The organism is Cupriavidus sp. 21MJTG02-4 (assembly GCF_057798975.1).
The window spans coordinates 616,737-639,689 of record NZ_JBYOJP010000002.1; the positions used below are offsets into that span (position 1 = coordinate 616,737).

Consider the following 22,953-nt stretch of genomic DNA (forward strand, 5'->3'; position numbering starts at 1 on the left):
GCGCGCAGCGCGGCCGATAAAGGAGGTAGGGCCATGACAGGCATCGTGCGTATCGACGACGAGGTACTGGGCGTCGAGGAATTCATCCGCCTGCTCAAGTTCACGGGGCAGTTCGAAGGCCTGGTCGAGCAGATGGTGCGCGACAAGCTGACCGTGCACGCGGCGAAGCGGGCGGGCCTGGCGCTGCCGCAGGAAGATATCCAGGAGCGCGCCGACCAGTTCCGGCGCGTGCAGGGATTGCACCGCGCGGCGGACATGAACCACTATCTCGACGCACTGGGCGTGAGCCTGGACGAGTTCGAGGTCTTCATCACCGACAGCCTCTACCAGGAGCGGATGATGGAGCAGGTCTGCAGCGAAGCCGCGGTGCACGAATATTTCCAGCTCAATTCGCCGCGCTTCGACAGCATCGAAGTCAGCCATATCGTGGTGGACAGCGAGGGCAAGGCCAAGGAGCTGATCTCGTACCTGCAGGAGGATCCGGACAGCTTCGCCGAGATGGCGCGCGAGCATTCGATTGCCGATACGCGCGAGCGCGGCGGCGACATCGGCAAGGTGCTGCGCGGTTCGCTCAAGACCGATATCGAGGCCAAGGTCTTCAATGCGGAGACCGGCGACCTGCTCGGGCCGTTCGCCTCGCCGGACCGATCGTTCTTCGAGGTCTTCCTGGTGCGCGCCAAGCATCCCGCGACGCTGGACAGCGACGTGGCGGTGGAGGTGCGCCGGCTCCTGCGTGAAGAGTGGCTGATGGCGAGGGCGCAGGAACATGTCATCGAAGCCCGCTAGCGAAGACGGGGCGGCGGCAGCGGTGCCGCCGCCATCGGCCTCGTCCCCTGCGCCAGTTGCCGCGTCGCTTGCGGATTTCCTGGCGACCGTGGAGATCCTCTCAGCCCTGACGCGCGAGGAACTGGAGCAGCTTGCCAACGCGGCGCAGACGCAGGCGTTCGGCTTCGGCGACACCGTCTGCAATGCCGGCGAGCCGGCGCCGGGACTGTATATCGTCAAGACCGGTTCCGTGCGCGTCTTCAACGAGGAGCACGGCAAGGAAATCAGCATGGGCGTGCGCAAGACCGGCGAGGTGTTCGCCGACATTGCGCTGCTGCGCGAGTACCACCATGAGTCGTCGGTGCGCGCGTCGGGCAAGACCGAGCTGCTGATGATCCCGCGCAGCGTCGGCGAAAAGGTAGTGGCGGGCAACCCCGCGGCGCTGGCGTTCATCACGAGCTATGTCGCCATCAGCTCCGCGGGCGGCTTCGTGGCGCGGTTGTTCGACCTGCGCGGCAAGCTGGACCGGCGCGAACTGGAAGACGCGGTGCGCAGCGTGGGCGTGAAGCGCGTGGCCGCGGGCAAGGAGATCCTCAAGCAGGACGGGCGCGAAGACCGGCGGCTCTACGTGGTGCGCCAGGGCACCGTGCGCATGGTGCGCACGGAGGACGGCGACGAGTTTTCGCTGGCGACGCTGGGCCAGGGCGATATCTTCGGCGAACGCGCCTGCGTGATGCGCCAGGAGCAGATTGCCTCGGCCATCGCCGAGACCGAGGTGCGCCTGCTGGTGATCCCCGAGAAGACCGTGCAGATCATTCTCGAGCGCAACCCGCGCCTGCGCGAGGTGCTGGAGGAACGCATCCGCGTGGTGGACCGCGAACTGCACCGGCAGAAGAAGCTGGCCGAACGCCGCAAGCGCCCGGTGCTGCTCGACCTGCATTCCAAGCCCGAACTGGGCGAACGGCTGATCCGCCGCTTCGCGCTGGTCGAGCAGGCCGAGGAGATGGATTGCGGCGCCGCCTGCCTGGCCATGATCTGCCGGCACTACGGCATCCCGATGTCGCTGGGCAAGCTGCGCGAACTGGCCAACGTGACCACGCAGGGCGCCACGCTGGAAAGCCTGGCGCGCGCCGGTGAGTCGCTGGGCTTCACCACGCGCGGCGTGCAGTGCACGCGGGACTCGCTGATGGGCTTCGAGCTGCCGTTCATCGTGCACTGGGAGGGCTACCACTACGTGATCGTGTACGGCGTGTCGGGGCGCTGGGTGTGGGTGGCGGACCCGGGCATCGGCTTCCGCAAGATGAGCACGGAAGAGTTCGAGCGCGGCTGGAGCGGCACCTGCCTGCTGTTCAGCCCCGGCGAGAGCATGACGCAGCTGTCGGTGCAGCGCTCGCCGTGGCTGCGCTTCATCAGCTACCTGGCACCGTACAAGAAGATCCTGGCGCACCTGTTCCTGGCCACGTTCGTGATCCAGATGCTAGGCGTGGTGCCGCCGCTGATCATCCAGAACATCCTTGACGGCGTGGTGGTGCACCAGAACATCGGCCTGCTGCACCTGCTGATCGTCGGGCTGATCATCGCCAACGTGTTCTCGCAGCTGATGGCGACTATTCGCGCCTACCTGGCCAACTTCATGGTGCGCAATATGGATTTCGCCATGATGTCGCACTTTTTCAAGCACACGCTGTCGTTGCCGCTGTCGTTCTTTGCCAAGCGCAAGACCGGCGATATCTTCGCGCGCTTCCAGGAGAACCAGACCATTCGCGCCTTCCTGACCGAATCCACGGTGACGACGGCGCTGAACCTGCTGATGGTGTTCATCTACTTCACCATCATGTTTCTCTACAACGTCAAGCTGACGCTGCTGCTGATCGCGTTCGTCATCCCGATCGCGGCGCTGACGGTGGTGGTCACGCCGAAGGTGAAGGCTTATGCGCGCGAAGTGTTCGCGACGTCGACGGACGCCAAGGCCTATCTCATGGAAACACTGGGCGGCGCCGAGACCGTCAAAGGCATGGGCATTGAACGGCCCGTGCGCCTGCGCTGGGAAGCCAAGTACGCCAAGTCGCTCGAAAAGCAATACCAGGCGCAGGCCTTCCATATCCTCGTCGGCATGATCAGCCAGCTGCTCAACGCGGCCACGACCATCGCCGTGCTGTGGGTGGGCGCCACGCTGGTGCTGCAGCGCGAACTGACCATTGGCCAGCTGATCGCGTTCAACGCCTTCATGGGCAGCGTGCTGGCGCCGCTGATGGGCCTGGTTGCGCTGTGGGGCCAGCTCAACGACGCGGGCGTGGCGATGGAGCGTCTTGGCGACGTGCTCGACCTGGAGCCCGAGCAGAAGCCGCAGGACGTCATGTCGCGCGTGATGCTGCCGGACCTGCAGGGCGAGATCGAGATGGACGGGCTCTACTTCCGCTACGGCGGAGAGGACACGGCCTATGTGCTCGAGAACATCAGCTTGCATATCCGGCCCGGCGAGATGGTCGCCATTGTCGGACGCAGCGGCTCGGGCAAGACCACGCTGGCCAAGCTGCTGGTCGGGTTCTACCGGCCGACGGAAGGCTCGATGAAGGTGGACGGCTATGACATCGGCGTGATCGATACCGAGTTCTACCGCGCGCAGGTGGGCTATGTGATGCAGACCAACCTGCTGTTCTCGGGCACTATCGCCGAGAACATCGCCTGTGGCGACGAAAGCCCGGACCGCCGCCGTATCGAGGAAGTGGCCCGCATGGCCGACGCCCACCCGTTCATCACCAAGCTGCCGCTCGGCTACGAACAGATCGTCGGCGAGCGCGGCATGGGGCTGTCGGGCGGGCAGATCCAGCGGTTGTGCATTGCGCGGGCGCTGTACCACGACCCGCGCCTGCTGGTGTTCGACGAAGCCACGTCCGCGCTCGACACCCAGTCCGAGAGCAACATCCTGGCCAATATGCAGGAGATCCTGCGCGGGCGCACGGCGGTGATCATCGCGCACCGCCTCAGCACGATCATGCAGGCCGACAAGATCCTGGTGCTGTACGAAGGCGCCATCGTCGAACAGGGCCGTCACGAGGAACTGCTCGATCGCAAGGGCATGTACTACCAGCTGGTGCACAAGCAACTGAGTTCAGCATGAAGCTCTACAACCAGGGCGCCCGGCCGCCCGCCGCCGATGCCGCCAGCACCTCCGCCGTCTCGTTCGCGGGGCTGATGGAGAAGATCGAGATATTGCGCTCCACGCTGCGCTGGTCGTCGCGGCTGGAGCGGGTCGATATCGAGAAGCTGCTCAAGCAGGCCACCACGCTGCGCGACGAAGTCATGGGGCTGTCGCACAAGGAGCGCTTCGTGCAGGCCGCCGCCGGGGGCGAGGCGCCGGTGCCGGAGGAAGTCGAACGCATGCCGCGCGAGCGGCGCCAGGCGCTGCTTGAACGCAGTTTTATTTTTGAGGGCACCTTTGGCGACAATCCGAAGCTGCTCGAATCTCTTGAGATCGCGGAGAAGGCGGCGCCCACCGACTTGCCCGTGCTGATCGACGGCGAGAGCGGCACCGGCAAGGAGCTGATGGCGAAGGTGATCCACGCCAACGGCTCGCGCCAGGAGCGGCCGTTTATCTCGGTCAACTGCGGGGCGATCCCGGACAGCCTGCTGGAGTCGGAGTTGTTCGGGCACAAGAAGGGCGCGTTTACGGGCGCGAGCAATGACAGGCGCGGCAAGTTCGAAAGCGCGCATACGGGGACCATCTTCCTCGACGAGATCGGCGAGCTGCCGCTGACGGGGCAAGTCAAGCTGCTGCGCGTGCTGGAGGCGCACGAGATCCAGCGCGTGGGGTCCGACGAAGTGATTGCCGTCGATACGCGCATCGTCGCCGCGACCAACAAGGACCTGCGGCGCATGAGCCAGGAGGGGACCTTCCGCGAAGACCTGTTCTACCGGCTCAGCGTGATCCACGTGTCGCTGCCGGCATTGCGCGAGCGGCGCGATGAAATCCCGTTGCTGGTGGCCTATTTCAGTGACGAGGCCGCCGGCCTGCTCAAGCGCCGGCCGGTCAGGCTCACGCCGCGGCTGCGCGATTTCCTGATGCACTACGAATATCCGGGGAATATCCGCGAGCTACGGAACCTGTTGTACCGGGTGTCTTGCCTGGCAGGAGATACGGCGGACCTGGTCCACCTGCCGGTCGATATACGGCCGAAGCCGGCCGCGCTGGCCGTGGTGCCGATCGGTCCTGTCGGCGCGCTCTCAGCGCTGCCCACGTCCCTGGGCGAGGCCAAGCGGGCCGCCAGCGATGAGGCGGAGCGGGCGTTTCTTGAGCGCGGTCTGCAAGAGGTCGGGGGGACGGTGGCGGAACTGGCGCGGCGCTGCGATATGAACCGGTCGCACTTGCAGATGCTGCTCAAGAAGCATGGGATTCATTCGAAGGATTTCCGAGGGGCCAAGGGCGGAGGGGGGTAAGGGGCTCGGCAGTCGCCGCAGCAATCGCATACGCGGTGCGCTGCGAAACGCAGGGCCTATGCCTCTACGTCCGGATTTACCAGGGTCCTGTCCGCATAAGGATCCTCAGCACGTACTACCACCACGGTGACATTGTCGTGGCCCCCATGATCCAGCGCCATCTTTACGAGCGTCTGGGCAGTTGCATCAAGGTCGCTACCGCTGGCCAGTGCGCTTGCAATGGCATCATCCTCGACTTCATTGCTTAAGCCATCGCTGCAAAGCAGGAACACGTCGCCATCGGCGACATCGACGAACAGCTGTTCAGGCAACAGTGTGTCGGCTGCGCCCACGGCGCGCGTGATGGTGTTGTGCGCGGGATGGTGCCGCGCTTCCTCTGCCGTGATGAGCCCGCGTGCGAGCAAACGCTCCACCTGGCTGTGATCGCGCGTAAGGCGCTGCAGCCGCCCGCCGCGTAGCCGGTAGAGCCGGCTGTCGCCGGCCCAAAGAAATCCGCAACGCCGGTCACCGGTTGCCAGCACCACGACAGTGGTGCCTACGCAGCGCACCTGCAGGCGCGAGGCTTCGGCAATCAGCGTGCGATTGACGTCCTGCAGCGCGGCGCCTACGTCGGCCAGCCGTTCTTCCAGCGACGGCCGTGCCGGCAGCGATGCCAGCGCCTGCGTGACGGCCTGGCTGGCGAAGTCGCCGACGGCATGGCCGCCCATGCCGTCAGCCACGACCCACAGGCCCTGATCCGGCAGATCCAGGCACGCGTCTTCATTGCGCTCGCGCACGCGGCCCACGTCGGTGCAGGCCGCCGATGCCCAGCGGAATTGCGTCACGCCAGTCAAGATGCCCTCCAAGGGTCAAGGACCGGTTGTTTATCTGACCAGCATAGAAGTTGTTGCTGGTCTCGCAAAAGTTGATCAACGTGGTCCCGGCCGATTGGTGAGCCCGCGCATCCATCTTTGCCCATGTCGCCTTCCAGTGTAGTGGTGGCGACGAGCCAACAGCCGGGCCGTCAATGGTGTTGGCGGCGTTCCGACAGGCGCCGAGGCGCTGGGGGGCCACATTCCCCGCTATTGCCCAGGCGGCCCCAGCTGGGTGCACTGGCACACTTCCTGCTGAAGTCTGGCACGACGCGACAATGATCGCCGCGTCCAGACACCCGAGGCCAGGCTAGCCAGTACAAGCATGGCCCAGGTCAGCCTGCGGGCGGCCTGAAACGTTTCTTGTACAGAACACGAAGGAGCCAGCCATGTCCGGACTGATCGTCAGAGCAGATTGCGCCGTGTATCGCGGTCGCCAGAGCCACCGCACAGGCCAGCCTGCCGCCGTGGGAGGCCGGCACGCCGGCAGCAGGTTTGGCCACCACATGCCGCGCCGCGCGCGGCTGGCTTCGCAGGGACGGCCTCCGATCGCAGGCGAATGCCGGCGGCGGTGACTGTGGGTGCTTGGGGAGGATCTGTTGAGGATAAAGCGAGGGCTTGGTCCCGCCGACAGGAATCGAACCTGTATCTAGCGCTTAGGAGGCGCTCGTTCTATCCATTGAACTACGGCGAGGGACAGAGCTGTCAGGACCGCGGTTCCGCAGGTTTGCGGTGATCCTGAAGACGGGGCGGAGTATATCAAAAACCTCTCGCCTGGAGCGTGTTCCAGAGGCTAGTAAGGCAGAACACCGCCACCGGGCGCCGGCCATTGCCGACCCTGGCGACACGCAATCCGCCGAAGTTCACAAGTTCGCAGTTGCCAGCACGGATCGCATGGAACCGCTGCGCTGCGGCTTCTCTTGGCTGCCACCGCGCGGTATCTGGCAATTACTTCTTGTGATGCACCAACCGGTCCCACCAATACTGCACCGGATGTTCATGCTCCGGATAGAACGGCGACTTATGGAAGAATTCGGCCCGCACGGCAAAGATGTACAGGGCGACGATGACTGCGGCGACGAGCAGGGCGGTAAGCATGGCGGTCTCCCGTGGCAGGAACCGACTTCATTCTAGGCAGCCACGGCGCTAGTGCCCGCTGGTTTTCGAGAAAAGCTGGATCACCGCCACGCCGGCGATGATCAGGCCGATCCCGACGCAGGCCGCCAGATCTGGCACCTGGCGGTACAGCACCATGGCGATCAGGGTGACCAGCACAATGCCGGCGCCGCTCCAGATGGCATAGGCGACCCCGACCGGAACGGTCTTCATGACCAGCATCAGCAGGTAGAAGGCGCAGGCGTAGCCGGCCACGACCAGGAGGCTGGGCACCAGCCGGGTGAAGTTCTCGGCAGCCTTGAGGCTGCTGGTGGCGATGACCTCGGCAACAATGGCCAACGCCAGGAGCAAATATCCGTTCATCATGGAAACGAGGGGATGCGGGTGGGCAGGGTCGCAAAGTGTGCCCGGGCAGCAAGTGTTGTGCAGGCACAGCAGAAAAGGACGGATCCCCACCTTGCGGTGGTTGTGCGAAGCAGTATTGCAGTTTTGAATGATAGTGTGCAGCCTGCGTGGCATGACCGGCTGTCACGCATTGCAGCGGTTCCCGGCCGACCTTCAAAAAAAACGTACGGCGGCGGGTTTGTGGTTTCCTGGGGGGGAGCGGTATGACACATCAAGGCATCGACGGAGAAACCGTCTGGCCTGCCACGCGTATGGCCGCCGCCGACGCGGATGAATCGGGCGTCTGGCAGAACACCATCGCGGCGGCAGACTACGCGCTCGAGGAGGCAACCCGCATCCAGCGCGGGGTGCAGAGCAATCTCAAGCTGATGCAGGAAGTCCGGGCGCTGCGCGAGGAACTGCGCAAGGCCCACGCGGAGGCCGACCGCTACCGCGGCATGCATGCGCGCGTGGTGGTCAGCATGCGCCAGCTCGAGGAGGAGCAGGCCGCCGAAGTCGGCCGCCTGCAGACCGAGAACGAGATGCTGCTGGTGCGCCACCGCGTCTACAAGCTGCTGTCCGAGCACTACGGACTGGCGGCGCTGCGCTTCGACACCGCCGCCTTCTGCGAGCATCGCGACCGCGTGCTCCAGCACGTGCTGTTCCAGCGGCGCAAGGGCGTCGCGCTCGAAGACATCCGGTTCCGCGATATCGCCTTCCTGCTGCTCTAGGTTTTCCGGGGCGGCCTCAGGCTGCCTTGCGGCGCAGCACCAGCAGCGCCAGCATGCCGCCCGCCACGCCCCAGAAGGCCGAGCCCACGCCGGCCAGCGTCATGCCGGATGCCGTGATCATGAAGGTGAGCAGGGCGGCTTCGCGTTCGTCCGGCGTCTGCATGGCCACGGTCAGGCCATTGGCGATCGATCCCAGCAGCGCAAAGGCGGCCAGCGCCACCACCACGGCCTTCGGGAAGGCGGCGAAGAGTGCCGCAATGCTGGCGGCGAGGACGCCAGCCACCAGGTAGCCCACGCCGCAGACCACGGCCGCGGTGTAGCGCCGGGCCGGGTCGGCGTCGGCCTGCGGACCGGTGCAGATGGCTGCCGTGATCGCCGCCAGGTTGATGCCGTGCGAGCCGAACGGCGCCAGCACGGCCGAGGCGAAGCCCGTCACGGTGATCAGTGGCGATGCCGGCACGTGGTAGCCGTCGGCGCGCAGCACCGCCAGCCCCGGGATATTCTGCGAAGCCAGCGCCACGATAAACAGCGGGATGGCGATGCTGACAAAGGCCTGGAGCGAAAATGCCGGCGCGGTCCAGACCGGCACCGCCACCGCCAGCCGGAATCCCTCGAAGTGCAACTGGCCCAGCGCGCCGGCCAGCGCCACCCCGACCAGCAGCACGCCCGGCACCGCGTAGCGCGGCCACCAGCGGCGGCCGGCCAGGTAGGCCGCGAACATCGCCAGCATCAGCACGGTCTGGTCCTGGGCCTGCACGAACACATCCACGCTGATCCGGAACAGGATGCCCGCCAGCAGGGCCGACGCGATGCTGGCCGGCAGCGCGCGCATCAGCTTGTCGAACCAGCCGGTGAGCCCGGCGGCCGTCATCATCAATGCGGCCATCAGGAAAGCGCCGATTGCCTCGGGGTAGGGCACGCCGGGCAGGCTGGCGATCAGCAGCGCCGCGCCCGGCGTCGACCACGCCACCACGACGGGCACGCGCATGGCCAGGGACAGGCTGATGGTGGTCACGCCCATGCCGATGGACAGCGCCCACAGCCATGACGAAATCTGCGCGCTGCTCAGGTGAGCAGCCTGGCCGGCCTGGATCATCAGCACCAGCGAGCTGGTATAGCCGGTCAGCGTGGCGATCAGGCCGGCGACGAATGCGGAAACGGAAAGATCGGAGAGCTTGAGGGAGGTGGCAGGCATGGGACGGCAGGGCGACAGGGCGACGTAAGCGGCACGCCCGCCATCTTCGCATGACTGCCGGCCGCCCTGCCATGCCTGCAGGACTGGCCGTGACTCAGTCCGCGACCTTGTCGCTCGGGAACTTGAACGAATCGCGCAGCAGGTAGCTCATGGGGATGTCGAGCGTGATGCCGTGCGGGGGAATCGGGGCCTGGAACCACTTGTGGTACAGCTTTGGCGTCTCCTGGTCGTAGACGGCGGCGACCAGCGTCTTGTCCACCAGCTTCTTGAATTCGACGTCGCCCTTGGGAAGCATGATGGCGTAGGGCTCGATGGTCAGCATCTCGCCCGTCACCTTGAAATCGGTGGGGCGGCTGGCGTTGGCGCGCAGGCCGTACAGCAGCACGTCGTCCATCACGAAGGCGTCGGCCTTGCCGGCTTCCACCATGGCAAAGGCCTGGGCATGGTCCTTGGCCTCGATCAGGTGCCACTGCATCACGCCGCCTTCGTCCATCTTGCGCAGCATGGCCAGCGGCGTGGTGCCCGACGTGGAAACCACGGTCTTGCCGCGCAGGTCGGCCCACCTGGCGATGCCCGAATCGCTCTTCACGATCATGCGGCTGCCGGCGATGTAGTGCGGGATGGTGAAGGCGACCTGTTCGCGCCGCTCGCGGTTGTTGGTGGTGGAGCCGCATTCCAGGTCCGCCTTGCCCCCGGCGATCGCGGCAATCCGGTTGGCCGGCGTGACCGGCACCCATTCGACGCGCAGCCCGGGCATATGCAGCGAACTGCGCACGGCATCGGCGATCTTCAGGCACAGGTCCACCGCATAGCCGACCGGCTTGCCGTTGGCCACGAACGAGAACGGCACCGAGCTTTCGCGGTGGGCAATGCGGATCACGCCGGTCTGCTGGATGTGCTGCAGCACCGGCGGCGGGGCGGCTTGCGCGGGCCCGGCGGCCAGCAAGCCGGCGCAGGCAAGGGAAGACAAGACAAAGGCGACATCGGGGCGCGAAGCCCGGCGCGACTGACCCGGATCGATCATGGAAACCCTCGTCAAAAGATAACAAGCAAGTGGCGGCCGTTAGGTCGGGTCCGTCTGGCCCCGTGCGGCTCTGAAGTGTCGTTGTCGTGCTGTAACCCCGGACGGGCGCTCGTGCCGGTAACCTGCCCCGGGAGCGCGAGTGCTGCGCGGGCTATTGTTCCATGTGCGCCCCATGGCGGACAACATGCGCAAACACGGCCGTGCGACGCTAGCAACGGCAAGCCGCCGTCGCAGTTGACGGGGCTTTCCCTTACGGATATCTCCGAACTGGAGCGTTGTGCCGGCGATTGATATGCTTGGTTCCGTGTCCTGCGAGCAGGGCACCGAGGAGAGACTCTTGGGCCCGCGTTGCGGGCCCTTTCTTTTGCGCCGGCTCCCTGGCGCAAGACCCGCCACAAGCCGGCGCCCGCCGGTGGTCTACAATGCGGCCTGCTCCGCGCCGATGCCGCTTGTTGCCGGCGTAACTTCTGAATCTCCCGCCTGATTTCCTCCCATGGCCCTGTTTTCCATTACCGATGCCCAGCTTGCTTTCGGGCACGTGGCCTTGCTCGACCACACCGATTTTTCGCTGGAAGCCGGCGAGCGCGTCGGCCTGATCGGCCGCAACGGCTCGGGCAAGTCCTCGCTGCTGAAGATCGTGGCGGGGCTGGCCGCGCCGGATGACGGCCTGATCGCGCGCCAGTCCGGCGTGACGTCGGCCTACGTGCCGCAGGAGCCGCAATTCGAGCCCGGCATCACGGTGTTCGACGCGGTGTCGCAGGGCATGGGCCAGGCGCATGACCTGCTGGTGCGCTACGAAGCTGCGGCCGAGCGGCTGGCTGACAGCCATGACGAGGCGGCACTGGCGGAACTGCACCGGCTGCAATCGGAACTCGACGCCGCCGGTGCCTGGCATCTGCGCACGCGCGTGGAAAGCACGCTGGCCCGGCTGGGCCTCGATCCGCATACGCGCGTCGATGCGCTCTCGGGCGGCCTGCAGAAGCGCGTGGCGCTGGCGCAGGGCCTGGTCGCGGAACCCGACATCCTGCTGCTGGACGAGCCGACCAACCACCTCGACGTGGAGGCCATCCGCTGGCTCGAAGACCTGCTGCTGGTGTTCCGCGGCAGCGTGCTGCTGATCACCCACGACCGCGCGTTCCTGGACCGCGTGGCGACGCGCATCGTCGAACTGGATCGCGGCCGCCTGCTGTCCTTCCCCGGCAACTTTGGCGCCTACCAGGCGCGCAAGGAAGAACTGCTGGCGGCCGAGCAGGTCGAGCAGGCCAAGTTCGACAAGCTGCTGGCGCAGGAGGAGGTGTGGATCCGCAAGGGCGTGGAGGCCCGCCGCACGCGCAGCGTCGCGCGCATCCAGCGGCTGGTCGCCATGCGCAACGAGCGCGCGGTACGGCGCGAGGCGCAGGGCAACGTCAAGCTGGAGGTCTCGCAGGCCGATCGCTCCGGCAAGATCGTGGCCGAGCTGACCGACGTGAGCAAGGGCTATGGCGACAAGATCGTGGTGCGCGATTTCACCGCCACCATCATGCGCGGCGACAAGGTCGGCCTGATCGGCCCCAATGGGGCCGGCAAGACTACGCTGCTGCGCCTGATCCTGGGCGAACTGCCGCCCGACAGCGGCACCGCGCGCAACGGCAGCAACCTGCAGGTGGCGTACTTCGACCAGATGCGCACGCAGCTGGATCTGGAAAAGTCCCTGGCCGACACCATCAGCCCGGGCAGCGACTGGGTCGAGGTCAACGGCCAGCGCAAGCATGTGATGAGCTATCTCGGCGACTTCCTGTTCGCGCCGGAACGTGCGCGTTCACCGGTCAAGTCGCTGTCCGGCGGCGAGCGCAACCGCCTGCTGCTGGCGCGCCTGTTCGCGCGGCCGGCCAATGTGCTGGTGCTCGACGAGCCGACCAACGATCTCGACATCGACACGCTGGAGCTGCTGGAAGAACTGCTGCAGGACTACAGCGGCACGGTGTTCCTGGTCTCGCACGATCGCGCGTTCCTGGACAACGTGGTGACTTCCACGATTGCCGCGGAGGGCGACGGCCAGTGGCGTGAATCGGTTGGCGGGTATTCCGACTGGGTCGCGCAGTCCGAGCGCAGCGCCGCGCTACAGGCGGCGCGCAAGACCGAGCAGAAAGCCGCCGAACCGGCCAAGGCGAAGGATTCGCGCGATGCGCGCGGCGCCAATCGCACGGTCAAGCTGTCTTACAAGGAGCAGCGCGAGCTTGAGGGGTTGCCGGAGCGGATTGCTTCGCTGGAAGGCGAGCAGAAGACCATCGCCGCGCAGCTCGAAGATGGCTCGCTCTATGTCAGCGACGCGGCGAAGGCTGCCACGCTGGCCACCCGTCACGACGAGATCGAGATGGAACTGCTGGAGGCGCTGGAGCGGTGGGAAGTGCTGGAGGCGAAGTCGAAGGGCGAAGCGGGCTAACCACACCAAGCCAGCACCATATTCGTCAGGTCCACCATAAACGACGGCCGCAGGTACCCGATAAACCCCAGCACCAGCGCCGCTGCCAGCGCCAGCAGGCCGGCGGCGCGCAGCGCGCGCTGGCGGATGACGGTGGTCATGCCGCGGCGGCTTGCGGGCGCGCCAGCGCGTGCTCGCGGATCGGCAGGTTGACCAGCGCCGCCACTACGCCCAGCGCGATCGCGATCATCCACACCGTGTTGTAGCCGCCGGTCCGGTCATACAGGTAGCCGCCCAGCCATGCGCCCAGGAAGCTGCCGATCTGGTGCGAGAAGAACACCACGCCGGACAGCATCGACAGGTATTTCACGCCGAACACCTGGGCGATGATGCCGTTGGTCAGGGGAACCGTCGATAGCCACAGGAAACCCATCATCGCGGCGAACACCCACGTGCTGGCGGCCGTCAGGGGCAGCAGCAGGTAGCCGGCGATCACCACCGAGCGCGTCAGGTAGATGGCCGACAGCAGATAGCGCTTGGGCATGCGCTGGCCCAGGGCGCCGGCGGAGTAGGTGCCGAACACATTGAACAGGCCGATCAGCGCGAGCGCCACGGTGGCGATCTTCGGATCGGTCAGGCCCTTGTCCTTCAGGTACGGCGCCAGGTGCACGCCGATGAACACCACCTGGAAGCCGCACACGAAGTAGCCCAGCGTCAGCAGCTGGAAATTGCGGTTGCCGAATGCCTCGCGGATGGCCTGTCCGATGGTCTGGTGATGCCCGCCATGATGCGAAGCCATGTTGGGCTCGCGCAGCGTGAACGCCAGCGGCAGCATCACGCAAGCCATCAGCGCCATCACGAACAGCGCGTTCTGCCAGCCCACCCCCGAAATCAGCGATTGCTCGACCGGAATCATCAGGAACTGCCCGAACGAGCCCGCCGCGGCGGCAATGCCCATGGCCCAGACGCGCTTCTCGGGGCTGGCCACGCGGCCGATCACGCCGTACACGATGCTGTAGGTCGTGCCGGACTGCGCGATGCCGATCATGACGCCGGCACCGGTCGCGAAGGCCGTGCCGCTGGTCGACAGCGCCATCACCACCAGCCCGCCGACGTATAGCGCCACGCCGATCAGCATGATGCGCAGTGCGCCGAACTTGTCGGCGAGCGCGCCGGCAAACGGCTGGCTCGCGCCCCACATCAGGTTCTGCAGCGCCAGCGCGAAGGCGAAGGTCTCGCGGTTCCAGCCATGAGTCTGCGTGATCGGCAGGTTGAACAGGCCGAAGCCGTGCCGGATGCCCATCGAAAGGGTGACGAGCAGCCCGCCGCATAGCAGGACGGTGGTCAGGGAGAGTTGTCGGTTTTGGGTCTGCATATCGGGCTCGCTGCGGGCGGCGGGGTGCCTCGGTTGTTGTGGTTCTTGTTGTGCTGGCCGGCGCGGCGTTGGGGGTGCCCGATCCAGTTGCGCGAGTTTACCCCGGCTCGCCGGAGCGCGTCGGGCATGGCGCGCAAGTCCGGACGGGCGGCATGGTAATCCGGACGGCCGGCAAGAAAGCCGGCTGGCGCGGTCGTTCCTTTGCCACGATTGCCGGTCCGGGCTTCCATTACAATGCAGTGCCCGGCACCCGGCGGCGCCACATATGCGCGCCAAAAATGGCCGAAATGGCCGGGATCTCCACTTTCGTAGCGACTCCATGGCGAGCAAAACCAGTCAGTACAGCGAATCCTCCATCCGGGTCCTGAAGGGCCTGGAGCCGGTCAAGCAGCGCCCCGGCATGTACACCCGCACCGACAACCCCTTGCATATCGTGCAGGAGGTGATCGACAACGCGTCCGACGAGGCGCTGGGCGGCTTCGGTTCCGAGATCCTGGTCACGCTGCACCGCGACGGCAGCGTCAGCGTGGAGGACGACGGCCGCGGCATCCCGGTCGGCATCCACCCGGAAGAAGGCGTGCCGGTGGTCGAGATCGTCTTCACGCGGCTGCACGCGGGCGGCAAGTTCGACAAGGGCAAGGGCGGCGCCTACGCGTTCTCCGGCGGCCTGCATGGCGTGGGCGTGTCGGTGACCAATGCGCTGTCGACGCAGCTGGACGTCTCGGTCTGGCGCGACGGCATGGCCTCGACGCTCACGTTCTCCGGCGGCGATGTGACCGTGCCGCTGGCCTCGCGCAAGCTCGAGCGCGGCGAGAAGAAGAACGGTACGCGCGTGCAGGTGTGGCCGGATGCGAAGTATTTCGACTCGGCCACGATCCCACAGGCCGAGCTGCAGCGCCTGCTGCGCAGCAAGGCCGTGCTGTTGCCCGGTGTGAAAGTCACGCTGGTCACTGAAAAGACCGGTGAGTCCCAGACCTGGCAGTACGACCAGGGCCTGAAGGGTTACCTCGTCGAGGCCCTGGCGCAGGGCAGCGGTGCCGAACTCGTGATCCCGATGTTCGAGGGCGAGCATTTCGCCGACCCGGACGCCAACCCCGGCGAAGAAGGCTTTGCCCACGGCGAAGGCGCCTCGTGGGTGGTGGCCTGGACCGAAGAGGGCTCGCCGGTGCGCGAGTCCTATGTCAACCTGATTCCCACGCCGGCCGGCGGCACGCACGAGTCCGGGCTGCGCGAAGGCCTGTTCCAGGCGGTCAAGAGCTTTATCGAGATGCATGCGCTGCAGCCCAAGGGCGTCAAGCTGATGAGCGAGGACGTGTTCGCGCGCGCTTCGTTCGTGCTCTCGGCCAAGGTGCTGGACCCGCAGTTCCAGGGCCAGATCAAGGAGCGCCTGAACAGCCGCGACGCGGTGCGCCTGGTGTCGACCTTCAGCCGTCCGGCGCTGGAGCTCTGGCTGAACCACCACGTCGAGTACGGCAAGAAGCTCGCCGAACTGGTGATCCGCCAAGCCCAGGCACGCACGCGCGCCGCGCAGAAGGTGGAAAAGAAAAAGGGCTCCGGCGTGGCCGTGCTGCCCGGCAAGCTGACCGACTGCGAATCGACCGACGTCACGCGCAACGAGATTTTCCTGGTCGAGGGCGACTCCGCCGGCGGCTCGGCCAAGATGGGCCGCGACAAGGAGTACCAGGCCATCCTGCCGCTGCGCGGCAAGGTGCTCAATACCTGGGAGACCGAGCGCGACCGCCTGTTCGCCAACAACGAGGTGCATGACATCGCGGTGGCGATCGGCGTGGACCCGCACGGCCCGAACGACGAGCCCGACCTGTCCAACCTGCGCTACGGCAAGATCTGCATCCTGTCCGACGCGGACGTCGACGGCGCGCACATCCAGGTGCTGCTGCTGACGCTGTTCTTCCGCCACTTCCCGAAGCTGATCGATGCCGGCAACGTCTGCGTGGCACGCCCGCCGCTGTTCCGCGTCGACGCGCCCGCGCGTGGCAAGAAGCCTGCGCAGAAGCTGTATGCGCTCGACGAAGGTGAACTGGAAGCCATCCAGGACAAGCTGCTCAAGGACGGCGTCAAGGACGGCAGCTGGCAGATCTCGCGCTTCAAGGGTTTGGGTGAAATGAGCGCCGAACAGCTCTGGGAGACCACCATGAACCCGGATACGCGGCGCCTGCTGCCCGTGGCGCTGGGCGAGTTCGACCTGCCGCAGACCGTCGAGATGATGAACATGCTCATGGGCAAGGGCGAGGCCGCACAACGCCGCAGCTGGCTCGAAGAGAAGGGCAACGAAGTCGAGGCCGATATCTGACGGGCTGTCTGTGCGCGGACAGACAAAGGGGCATAATGCCCCCTTTGGCTTCCCCGCACGCAAGCCGGACCGCATGATGAGAACGAGACCGACACCGACACGCAAACCATGGCATCGCGCAGCCGCGGCCGTGCTGATGGTGGCCGGTCTCGCCTGCGCACCGGCGGCACATGCCGAGCTCTACGGCTTCATCGACGCGGATGGCATCGCCCACTTTGCCGACCGCAAGCTCGACGAGCGCTACAAGTTGTTCATGCGCAACGGCGGCAGCTTCGATAGCTCGCGCAGTGCGCGTAGCTCGGGCGATGCAGGCGCTGGCGCGATCGATCTCGAGCAGCACAAGCTGTACCGCTACATCATCAATCACCCGAACATCGCCAAGGTCGAGCCGATGATCCGCCAGATCGCGGACAAGCAGGACGTCGACCCGGCGCTGGTCAAGGCGGTGATGGCGGTGGAGTCCGGCTTCAACCCGTCGGCCGTTTCGCCCAAGGGCGCTATCGGTCTGATGCAGGTCATTCCCGACACCGGCGCGCGCTTTGGCGTGAGCGCCGACGCGCGCCGCAGTGTCGAGCAGAAGCTGGCCGATCCGCGCATCAATATCGCGGCCGGCGTGCGTTACCTGCGCTGGCTGATGGAGCTGTTTCCCGACAACCTGGAACTGGTGCTGGCCGCGTACAACGCAGGCGAGGGCGCGGTGCAGCGCTATAACAACCGCGTTCCGCCGTACCCGGAGACGCAGCAGTACGTGAGCACCGTGCTGCAGTTCTACCGGCTCTACCAGCCCGGCGGCGGTCCGGCCGTGATGCGGACCAGCGCGGCAGCCGGCGGGCCGTCGCGCGTCAAGATGGTGATCGGCGGACGGCGCAACATGCCCTGACCGGATTCCCGAACAACAAGCCACCCGGCGCGCCGGCATCACATCATGGCGCGCCGTCTTCTTGCCAATCCATGGAACAACAAGACATCACGTTTCAACCTGAAGAACCGGCGGATTCGCTGACGCTGGCGCGCTACGCCGAGCGGGCCTACCTCGACTATGCCGTCAGCGTGGTCAAGGGCCGCGCGCTGCCCGAGGTCGCGGATGGCCAGAAGCCCGTGCAGCGGCGCATCCTGTTCGCCATGCACGAGATGGGCCTGCGCGCCGACTCCAAGCCGGTCAAGTCCGCGCGCGTGGTGGGCGACGTGCTGGGCAAGTTCCATCCGCACGGCGACCAGTCGGCTTATGACGCGCTGGTGCGCCTGGCGCAGGACTTCTCGCTGCGCTATCCGCTGATCGACGGCCAGGGCAACTTCGGCTCGCGCGATGGCGACGGCGCCGCGGCGATGCGCTACACCGAAGCGCGCCTGACGCCGATCGCGCGCCTGCTGCTCGACGAGATCGACGAGGGCACGGTCGATTTCATCGCCAACTACGACGGCTCGATGGAAGAGCCCCGTCTGCTGCCCGCGCGCATGCCATTCGTGCTGCTCAACGGCGCCTCGGGCATTGCCGTGGGCATGGCCACCGAAGTGCCGCCGCACAACCTGCGCGAAGTGGCCGGCGCCACCGTGGCGATGATCCGCAACCCGAACATCACGCTGGCCGAACTGCTGGCGCTGATGCCCGGTCCCGACTATCCGGGCGGCGGCCAGATCATCTCGCCCGCGGCCGATATCGCCCAGATCTATGAATCCGGCCGCGGCAGCCTGAAGGTGCGCGCGCGCTGGACCATCGAGGAAATGGCGCGCGGCCAGTGGCAGCTGGTGGTAAATGAACTGCCGCCGGCCACGTCGGCGCAGAAGGTGCTGGAAGAAATCGAAGAGCTGACCAACCCGAAGGTCAAGGCCGGCAAGAAGGCCCTGACCCCGGAACAGCAGCAGCTCAAGGGCACCGTGCTGGCCGTGCTCGATGCCGTGCGCGACGAGTCCGGCAAGGACGCGCCGGTGCGGCTGGTGTTCGAGCCCAAGAGCAAGAATATCGGGCAGCAGGAATTCATCCAGACGCTGCTGGCCCATACCAGCCTGGAATCAGGCGCGCCGATCAACCTCGTGATGATCGGCACGGACGGCCGTCCGCGCCAGAAGGGCCTGCGCGACATCCTGCGCGAGTGGATCGACTTCCGCTTCGCCACCGTCACGCGGCGCACGCGCCATCGCCTGGCCAAGGTGGAAGACCGCATCCACATCCTCGAAGGCCGGATGCTGGTGCTGCTGAACATCGACGAGGTGATCCGCATCATCCGCGAGAGCGACGAGCCCAAGGCCGCGCTGATCGAACGGTTCGGCCTGAGCGACCGCCAGGCCGAGGACATCCTGGAAATCCGCCTGCGCCAGCTGGCCAGGCTGGAAGCCATCCGGATCGAGAAGGAACTGAAGGACTTGCGCGAAGAGCAGGCCGACCTGGACGTGCTGCTGAAGTCCGACACCATGATGCGCCGTCGCATCATCAAGGAGATCGAGACCGACGCGAAGCAATACAGCCCGGAAGACAAGGACCCGCGCCGCACGCTGATCCAGGAAGAACGCCGCGCCAGCGCCGAGGTGCGCGTGGTGGACGAACCGGTCACGGTGGTGGTGTCGCAGAAGGGCTGGGTGCGCGCGCGCCAGGGCCACGGCCATGACGCGCAGCAATTCGCCTTCAAGGCGGGCGATGCACTGTACGACACCTTCGAGTGCCGCACGGTGGACGTGTTGCTGGCGTTCGGCACCAATGGCCGCGTGTACTCGGTGCCGGTGGCCGGGCTGCCGGGTGGGCGCGGCGACGGCGTGCCGCTGACCACGCTGATCGAGCTGCAGCCGGGCAGCCAGATTGCCCATACCTTCGCCGGCAACCCCGAGCAGCGCATGCTGATCGCCACGCAGGGCGGCAATGGCTTCCTGACCAAGGTCGGCGACATGACCGGCCGCCAGAAGGGCGGCAAGTCATTCCTGACGCTGGACGACGGCGATGCACCGCTCGCGCCTGCGCCGATCGGCGACGAAGCCACGCACGTGGCCTGCCTGTCTGGCAACGGACGCCTGCTGCTGGTGGCGCTGGAAGAGGTCAAGGTGCTGTCGGCCGGCGGCCGCGGCGTGATCCTGATGGAGCTGGAGCCGAAGGAGACGCTGCTGCAGGCGGTTGGTGTTGGTGCGCCGGGACTGCTGGTGTCCGGCACCACACCGCGCGGCGGCAAGCCTGATTCGCAGAAGCTGGCAGGGGCGAACCTGATGCCGTATGTGGGCAAGCGGGCGCGCAAGGGCAAGGCGCTGGAGAGCAAGCTGAAGGGCGTGCGGATTGATCCGGTGAAGATCGCACAGCCTGCGGGTAGCTGATTCTGCCCGGGGGTTTCTCCCCTCTCCCGCTCGCGGGAGAGGGGAGTACCGCCGCCGCAGATTTAACGCTGCCGCAGTTGCGTGTCGTTGTTGTTATTTCCCTTCCATGGCCTCCCTCGCTCCACCGCCCACCCCCCGCACCCTGTTCATCGAATTCGCCCGCATGGGCCTCTCCGGTTTTGGCGGCGTCCTGCCCTTCGTGCGCCGCGCGGTGGTGGAGCGCAACCGCTGGATGGATGACCGCGATTTTGTCGAACTGCTGAGCCTGGGCCAGGTCTTGCCCGGGCCCAATGTCATCAACCTGGCCTTGATGCTGGGCCTGCGCTTTGCCGGCTGGCGCGGCGCGCTGGCCGCGTTCAGCGGCCTGGTCATGGTGCCGATGGGCCTCGTGCTCGGTTTGCTGCTGCTGTACCAGCACTATCAGGAAATTCCCGCCGTGCAGCGCATGCTGGCCGGCATGACGGCGGTATCGGCCGGCCTGATGCTGGCCACGGCCATCAAGCTGGCGCACAGCCTGTCGATGACGCTGCGAGCCGTGCTTGTCGGCGGTGCAGCCTTCCTGCTGATCGGTCTGCTGAGCTGGCCGCTGGTACCTGTCATGGTTGTGCTCGTGCCGCTCGCGCTGTGGCTCGAGTGGCGCGCAACCCGCGGCGGGCAGCCATGAGCGCAGCCGAGGTGCTGGCCAGCCTGTTCGCGCATTTCAGCGCGCTGTCGCTGCTGGCTATCGGCGGGGCGAGTTCCACCTTGCCGGACATGCACCGCTACCTGGTCGAGGCCAATGGCTGGCTGACCGATGCGCAGTTTTCGGCGATGTACGCGATCTCGCAGGCGGCGCCGGGTCCCAATGTGCTGTTCGTGTCGCTGTTCGGGTGGCAGGTGGCGGGCTTTGCCGGATCGCTGGCGGCCATGTTCGGCATGTGCGGCCCGTCCAGCCTGATCGCGCTTGCGTTCGAGTATTTCTCCGGCCGTTCGCCGCATGCGGCCTGGCCTGGCCTGATCCGGCGCGGGCTGGCGGCGCTGACGATTGGCCTGCTGTTCTCATCGGGCTGGGTGCTGGCGCGCAGCGTCGACCACGGCTGGGGCGCAGCGGCTATCACCGTGGTGACGGTTTTGCTGATGCTGAAGACACGCGCGCACCCGCTGTTGCTGGTAGCCATCGGCGGCGTGGCCGGGCTGCTCGGCGTGCTCTGACTCATCCAGTAAAAAGCCCCGCCGGGGCGGGGCTTCATGGGGAAACGGTCGGATACGTCAGTGGATGACCATCCGCGTGAACGGATGCACGTAGGCCTGCAGCGTGACGAAGATGCCCACCAGGATCGCCAGCGCAATCGAGTGGAAGAACACATAGCGCAGGATGTCGCCCTCATGCCCATACCACTTGGTCGCGGTGGAGGCCACCACGATGGACTGCGCGTCGATCATCTTGCCCATCACGCCACCCGAGCTGTTGGCCGCGGACATCAGCACCGGCGACAGCCCAAGCTGCTCCGCCGTGGTCTTCTGCAGGCCGCCGAACAGCACGTTGGACGCGGTGTCCGATCCCGTCAGCGCCACGCCGAGCCAGCCCAGCATGGTGCCGAACAAAGGGTAGAGCACGCCGGTCTGCGCGAACGCCAGGCCCAGCGTCGCATCGAGGCCCGAGTAGCGGGTCAGGTAGCCGATGCCGAACATCGCGCTGATGGTCAGCAGCGAGAACTTGGTCAGCTTGATGGTTTCCCAGTATTCCCTGGCCAGGCGCGGGATCGAGTAGCCCATCAGCAGGCCGCCGATGACGGCCGACACCAGGATGCCGGTGCCGGCCATCGACAGCACGTTGAAGGCAAAGACGGCCGGCTCGGCGATTTCCTTGGGCGTGACGGGCGGATGCTTGATGATCGCCTTGTCGAGGCCCGGGATCGGGAATTTCCATTGCCACAGCGCGTCCATGAACTTCTTGAACTCGGGGATGCCCCAGACGAACACGAAGACGGTCAGGATGATCCACGGCAGCCAGGCCTTGGCGACCGAGATGCCGGCCGAAGCGGCGCTGGCGGCAGCGTCGGCGGCCACGGCTTCGGGGTGGTCGACCTTGGAGTCGTCGTGGCGGCCGAGGATCTTGGTCGAGGTCCAGACCTCCTTGGGGTGCCAGATCTTCAGGAAGAGCGTCAGGCAGCCCATCGAGATCAGCGAGGAGATCACGTCCACCAGCCATGGGCCGTGGAAGTTCGAGACCAGGAACTGCGGCACCGCGAAGGTCACACCCGCAACGAGAATGGCCGGCCAGATCGCGATCATGCCGCGGAACCCGGCGAAGGCCCAGATCAGCCAGAACGGCACCAGCACCGAAAAGAAGGGCAGTTGCCGGCCGATCATGGCCGACAGCGTGACCTGGTCGATGCCCGTCACCGACGACAGGCCGATGATCGGCGCACCGAGCGCGCCGAAGGCCACCGGCGCCGTGTTGGCGATCAGCGCCAGGCCCGAGGCGGCTAGCGGCGAGAAGCCCAGGCCGATCAGGATGGCACCGGTCACGGCCACCGGCGTGCCGAAGCCGGCCGCGCCTTCAAAGAAGGCGCCGAAGCTGAAGGCCACCAGCAGCAACTGCAGGCGGCGGTCTTCGGTCACGCCGGAGATGGAGTTCTGCAAGACCTTGAACGACCCGTTCAGTGTGGTCAGCCGGTGCAGGAAGATGATGTTGAGGACGATCCACCCGATCGGGAACAGCCCGGAGACAATGCCCAGCCCGGCGGCCTTGCCCGCCATGGCCGCCGGCATGCCGAAGACCGCGGCCGCCACGACGACGCCCACCACCAGCGCCAGGCCTGCGGCCAGGTGCGCCTGCATATGAAAGAAGGCCAGCGCTGCAAGCAGCACGGCTACGGGGACGCCCGCGGCAATGGTGGACAGCGCCATATTGCCTAGCGGGTCATAGACTTGACTCCACACGATTGAAATCCTCCTCTGGTTTGGCTCGGGCGGCCCGGGCAATCTCCGTGCCCTTGGCTGCCGCTGTACACGCGTACCGACGTGCGGCGTCGGCCGCACACGCGAGTCGAACAAGGATTGTAAGGATGGGTTCCTGGTTCGCCG

At 66.3% G+C, this 22,953-nt stretch carries 18 protein-coding genes and 1 tRNA gene; 10 read left to right on the forward strand and 9 right to left on the reverse strand.

The genetic code is table 11. The features are described 5' to 3' along the window. Window positions 1-33 precede the first annotated feature (33 nt). Genes AC3FKH_RS06085 through AC3FKH_RS06095 form a run of 3 tightly spaced genes read left to right on the forward strand, consistent with a single transcriptional unit; the run spans window position 34 to window position 5,202 of the window. Window positions 34-786, forward strand: coding sequence for a peptidylprolyl isomerase (locus tag AC3FKH_RS06085; protein WP_488673764.1), 753 nt, complete (start codon window positions 34-36; stop codon window positions 784-786). Then, window positions 767-3,886, forward strand: coding sequence for a peptidase domain-containing ABC transporter (locus AC3FKH_RS06090; protein WP_488673766.1), 3,120 nt, complete (start codon window positions 767-769; stop codon window positions 3,884-3,886). The genes AC3FKH_RS06085 and AC3FKH_RS06090 overlap by 20 nt, the downstream gene beginning before the upstream one ends. Next, window positions 3,883-5,202 (forward strand): sigma-54 interaction domain-containing protein, encoded by a 1,320-nt coding sequence (locus AC3FKH_RS06095; RefSeq protein WP_488673768.1) that lies wholly within the window; start codon window positions 3,883-3,885, stop codon window positions 5,200-5,202. Before AC3FKH_RS06090 ends, AC3FKH_RS06095 begins: the two co-directional genes overlap by 4 nt. A 56-nt stretch (window positions 5,203-5,258) precedes the next feature. Here the strand turns inward: AC3FKH_RS06095 and AC3FKH_RS06100 are convergent, their stop codons facing one another. The 4 genes from AC3FKH_RS06100 to AC3FKH_RS06115 all read right to left on the reverse strand — a co-directional run bounded on the left by AC3FKH_RS06100 (window position 5,259) and on the right by AC3FKH_RS06115 (window position 7,532). Then, window positions 5,259-6,035 (reverse strand): PP2C family protein-serine/threonine phosphatase, encoded by a 777-nt coding sequence (locus AC3FKH_RS06100; RefSeq protein WP_488673770.1) that lies wholly within the window; start codon window positions 6,033-6,035, stop codon window positions 5,259-5,261. Between the two features lie 637 nt (window positions 6,036-6,672). Further along, window positions 6,673-6,747 (reverse strand) — tRNA-Arg (locus tag AC3FKH_RS06105). 254 nt (window positions 6,748-7,001) lie between these two features. Then, window positions 7,002-7,151, reverse strand: coding sequence for a hypothetical protein (locus AC3FKH_RS06110; protein WP_488673772.1), 150 nt, complete (start codon window positions 7,149-7,151; stop codon window positions 7,002-7,004). Between the two features lie 48 nt (window positions 7,152-7,199). Next, on the reverse strand, window positions 7,200-7,532 hold the full coding sequence (locus tag AC3FKH_RS06115; protein WP_488673868.1) for a DMT family transporter: 333 nt from the start codon (window positions 7,530-7,532) through the stop codon (window positions 7,200-7,202). 245 nt (window positions 7,533-7,777) lie between these two features. Here AC3FKH_RS06115 and AC3FKH_RS06120 point away from each other — a divergent pair, with 245 nt between their 5' ends. After that, window positions 7,778-8,284: a hypothetical protein gene (locus tag AC3FKH_RS06120; RefSeq protein ID WP_488673774.1), complete on the forward strand. Its 507-nt coding sequence runs from the start codon at window positions 7,778-7,780 to the stop codon at window positions 8,282-8,284. A 16-nt stretch (window positions 8,285-8,300) separates the two neighbouring features. Here the strand turns inward: AC3FKH_RS06120 and AC3FKH_RS06125 are convergent, their stop codons facing one another. Beyond that, window positions 8,301-9,479, reverse strand: a complete 1,179-nt coding sequence (locus AC3FKH_RS06125; RefSeq protein WP_488673776.1) for a benzoate/H(+) symporter BenE family transporter — start codon at window positions 9,477-9,479, stop codon at window positions 8,301-8,303. 94 nt (window positions 9,480-9,573) lie between these two features. Continuing rightward, window positions 9,574-10,503, reverse strand: coding sequence for an amino acid ABC transporter substrate-binding protein (locus AC3FKH_RS06130; protein WP_488673778.1), 930 nt, complete (start codon window positions 10,501-10,503; stop codon window positions 9,574-9,576). Between the two features lie 493 nt (window positions 10,504-10,996). Between AC3FKH_RS06130 and AC3FKH_RS06135 the strand changes: the two genes are divergently transcribed. Next, window positions 10,997-12,925 (forward strand): ATP-binding cassette domain-containing protein, encoded by a 1,929-nt coding sequence (locus AC3FKH_RS06135; protein WP_488673780.1) that lies wholly within the window; start codon window positions 10,997-10,999, stop codon window positions 12,923-12,925. Here AC3FKH_RS06135 and AC3FKH_RS06140 read toward each other — a convergent pair. Then, the gene (locus AC3FKH_RS06140; RefSeq protein ID WP_488673782.1) at window positions 12,922-13,065 is read right to left on the reverse strand and encodes a hypothetical protein; all 144 of its coding nucleotides are present in this window, start codon (window positions 13,063-13,065) and stop codon (window positions 12,922-12,924) included. The genes AC3FKH_RS06135 and AC3FKH_RS06140 overlap by 4 nt on opposite strands. Then, window positions 13,062-14,279 carry an MFS transporter gene (locus AC3FKH_RS06145; RefSeq protein ID WP_488673783.1) on the reverse strand — a complete coding sequence of 406 codons (1,218 nt, stop codon included), beginning with the start codon at window positions 14,277-14,279 and terminating at the stop codon, window positions 13,062-13,064. Before AC3FKH_RS06145 ends, AC3FKH_RS06140 begins: the two co-directional genes overlap by 4 nt. A gap of 319 nt (window positions 14,280-14,598) precedes the next feature. Between AC3FKH_RS06145 and AC3FKH_RS06150 the strand changes: the two genes are divergently transcribed. The 5 genes from AC3FKH_RS06150 to AC3FKH_RS06170 all read left to right on the forward strand — a co-directional run bounded on the left by AC3FKH_RS06150 (window position 14,599) and on the right by AC3FKH_RS06170 (window position 21,075). Beyond that, window positions 14,599-16,590 carry a DNA topoisomerase IV subunit B gene (locus AC3FKH_RS06150; RefSeq protein ID WP_483708734.1) on the forward strand — a complete coding sequence of 664 codons (1,992 nt, stop codon included), beginning with the start codon at window positions 14,599-14,601 and terminating at the stop codon, window positions 16,588-16,590. Between the two features lie 76 nt (window positions 16,591-16,666). Next, window positions 16,667-17,470 carry a lytic transglycosylase domain-containing protein gene (locus AC3FKH_RS06155; RefSeq protein ID WP_488673870.1) on the forward strand — a complete coding sequence of 268 codons (804 nt, stop codon included), beginning with the start codon at window positions 16,667-16,669 and terminating at the stop codon, window positions 17,468-17,470. Between the two features lie 71 nt (window positions 17,471-17,541). Further along, window positions 17,542-19,884: a DNA topoisomerase IV subunit A gene (gene parC / locus AC3FKH_RS06160; protein ID WP_488673786.1), complete on the forward strand. Its 2,343-nt coding sequence runs from the start codon at window positions 17,542-17,544 to the stop codon at window positions 19,882-19,884. 106 nt (window positions 19,885-19,990) lie between these two features. Continuing rightward, the gene (locus tag AC3FKH_RS06165; RefSeq protein WP_488673788.1) at window positions 19,991-20,548 is read left to right on the forward strand and encodes a chromate transporter; all 558 of its coding nucleotides are present in this window, start codon (window positions 19,991-19,993) and stop codon (window positions 20,546-20,548) included. Next, window positions 20,545-21,075 carry a chromate transporter gene (locus AC3FKH_RS06170; RefSeq protein WP_488673790.1) on the forward strand — a complete coding sequence of 177 codons (531 nt, stop codon included), beginning with the start codon at window positions 20,545-20,547 and terminating at the stop codon, window positions 21,073-21,075. Before AC3FKH_RS06165 ends, AC3FKH_RS06170 begins: the two co-directional genes overlap by 4 nt. Before the next feature lie 57 nt (window positions 21,076-21,132). Here the strand turns inward: AC3FKH_RS06170 and AC3FKH_RS06175 are convergent, their stop codons facing one another. After that, window positions 21,133-22,809, reverse strand: coding sequence for an L-lactate permease (locus AC3FKH_RS06175; RefSeq protein ID WP_488673792.1), 1,677 nt, complete (start codon window positions 22,807-22,809; stop codon window positions 21,133-21,135). Window positions 22,810-22,953: the final 144 nt, after the last annotated feature.

Excerpts from the sequence above, each read along its gene's own strand:
- AC3FKH_RS06125 (WP_488673776.1), bottom strand. The coding sequence starts at position 9,479 with ATGCCTGCCACCTCCCTCAAGCTCTCCGATCTTTCCGTTTCCGCATTC.
- AC3FKH_RS06155 (WP_488673870.1), top strand. The coding sequence starts at position 16,667 with ATGAGAACGAGACCGACACCGACACGCAAACCATGGCATCGCGCAGCC.
- AC3FKH_RS06170 (WP_488673790.1), top strand. The coding sequence starts at position 20,545 with ATGAGCGCAGCCGAGGTGCTGGCCAGCCTGTTCGCGCATTTCAGCGCG.
- AC3FKH_RS06150 (WP_483708734.1), top strand. The coding sequence starts at position 14,599 with ATGGCGAGCAAAACCAGTCAGTACAGCGAATCCTCCATCCGGGTCCTG.
- AC3FKH_RS06090 (WP_488673766.1), top strand. The coding sequence starts at position 767 with ATGTCATCGAAGCCCGCTAGCGAAGACGGGGCGGCGGCAGCGGTGCCG.
- AC3FKH_RS06110 (WP_488673772.1), bottom strand. The coding sequence starts at position 7,151 with ATGCTTACCGCCCTGCTCGTCGCCGCAGTCATCGTCGCCCTGTACATC.
- AC3FKH_RS06165 (WP_488673788.1), top strand. The coding sequence starts at position 19,991 with ATGGCCTCCCTCGCTCCACCGCCCACCCCCCGCACCCTGTTCATCGAA.
- AC3FKH_RS06085 (WP_488673764.1), top strand. The coding sequence starts at position 34 with ATGACAGGCATCGTGCGTATCGACGACGAGGTACTGGGCGTCGAGGAA.
- AC3FKH_RS06135 (WP_488673780.1), top strand. The coding sequence starts at position 10,997 with ATGGCCCTGTTTTCCATTACCGATGCCCAGCTTGCTTTCGGGCACGTG.
- AC3FKH_RS06140 (WP_488673782.1), bottom strand. The coding sequence starts at position 13,065 with ATGACCACCGTCATCCGCCAGCGCGCGCTGCGCGCCGCCGGCCTGCTG.
- AC3FKH_RS06120 (WP_488673774.1), top strand. The coding sequence starts at position 7,778 with ATGACACATCAAGGCATCGACGGAGAAACCGTCTGGCCTGCCACGCGT.
- AC3FKH_RS06130 (WP_488673778.1), bottom strand. The coding sequence starts at position 10,503 with ATGATCGATCCGGGTCAGTCGCGCCGGGCTTCGCGCCCCGATGTCGCC.
- AC3FKH_RS06095 (WP_488673768.1), top strand. The coding sequence starts at position 3,883 with ATGAAGCTCTACAACCAGGGCGCCCGGCCGCCCGCCGCCGATGCCGCC.
- AC3FKH_RS06145 (WP_488673783.1), bottom strand. The coding sequence starts at position 14,279 with ATGCAGACCCAAAACCGACAACTCTCCCTGACCACCGTCCTGCTATGC.
- AC3FKH_RS06115 (WP_488673868.1), bottom strand. The coding sequence starts at position 7,532 with ATGAACGGATATTTGCTCCTGGCGTTGGCCATTGTTGCCGAGGTCATC.
- parC (WP_488673786.1), top strand. The coding sequence starts at position 17,542 with ATGGAACAACAAGACATCACGTTTCAACCTGAAGAACCGGCGGATTCG.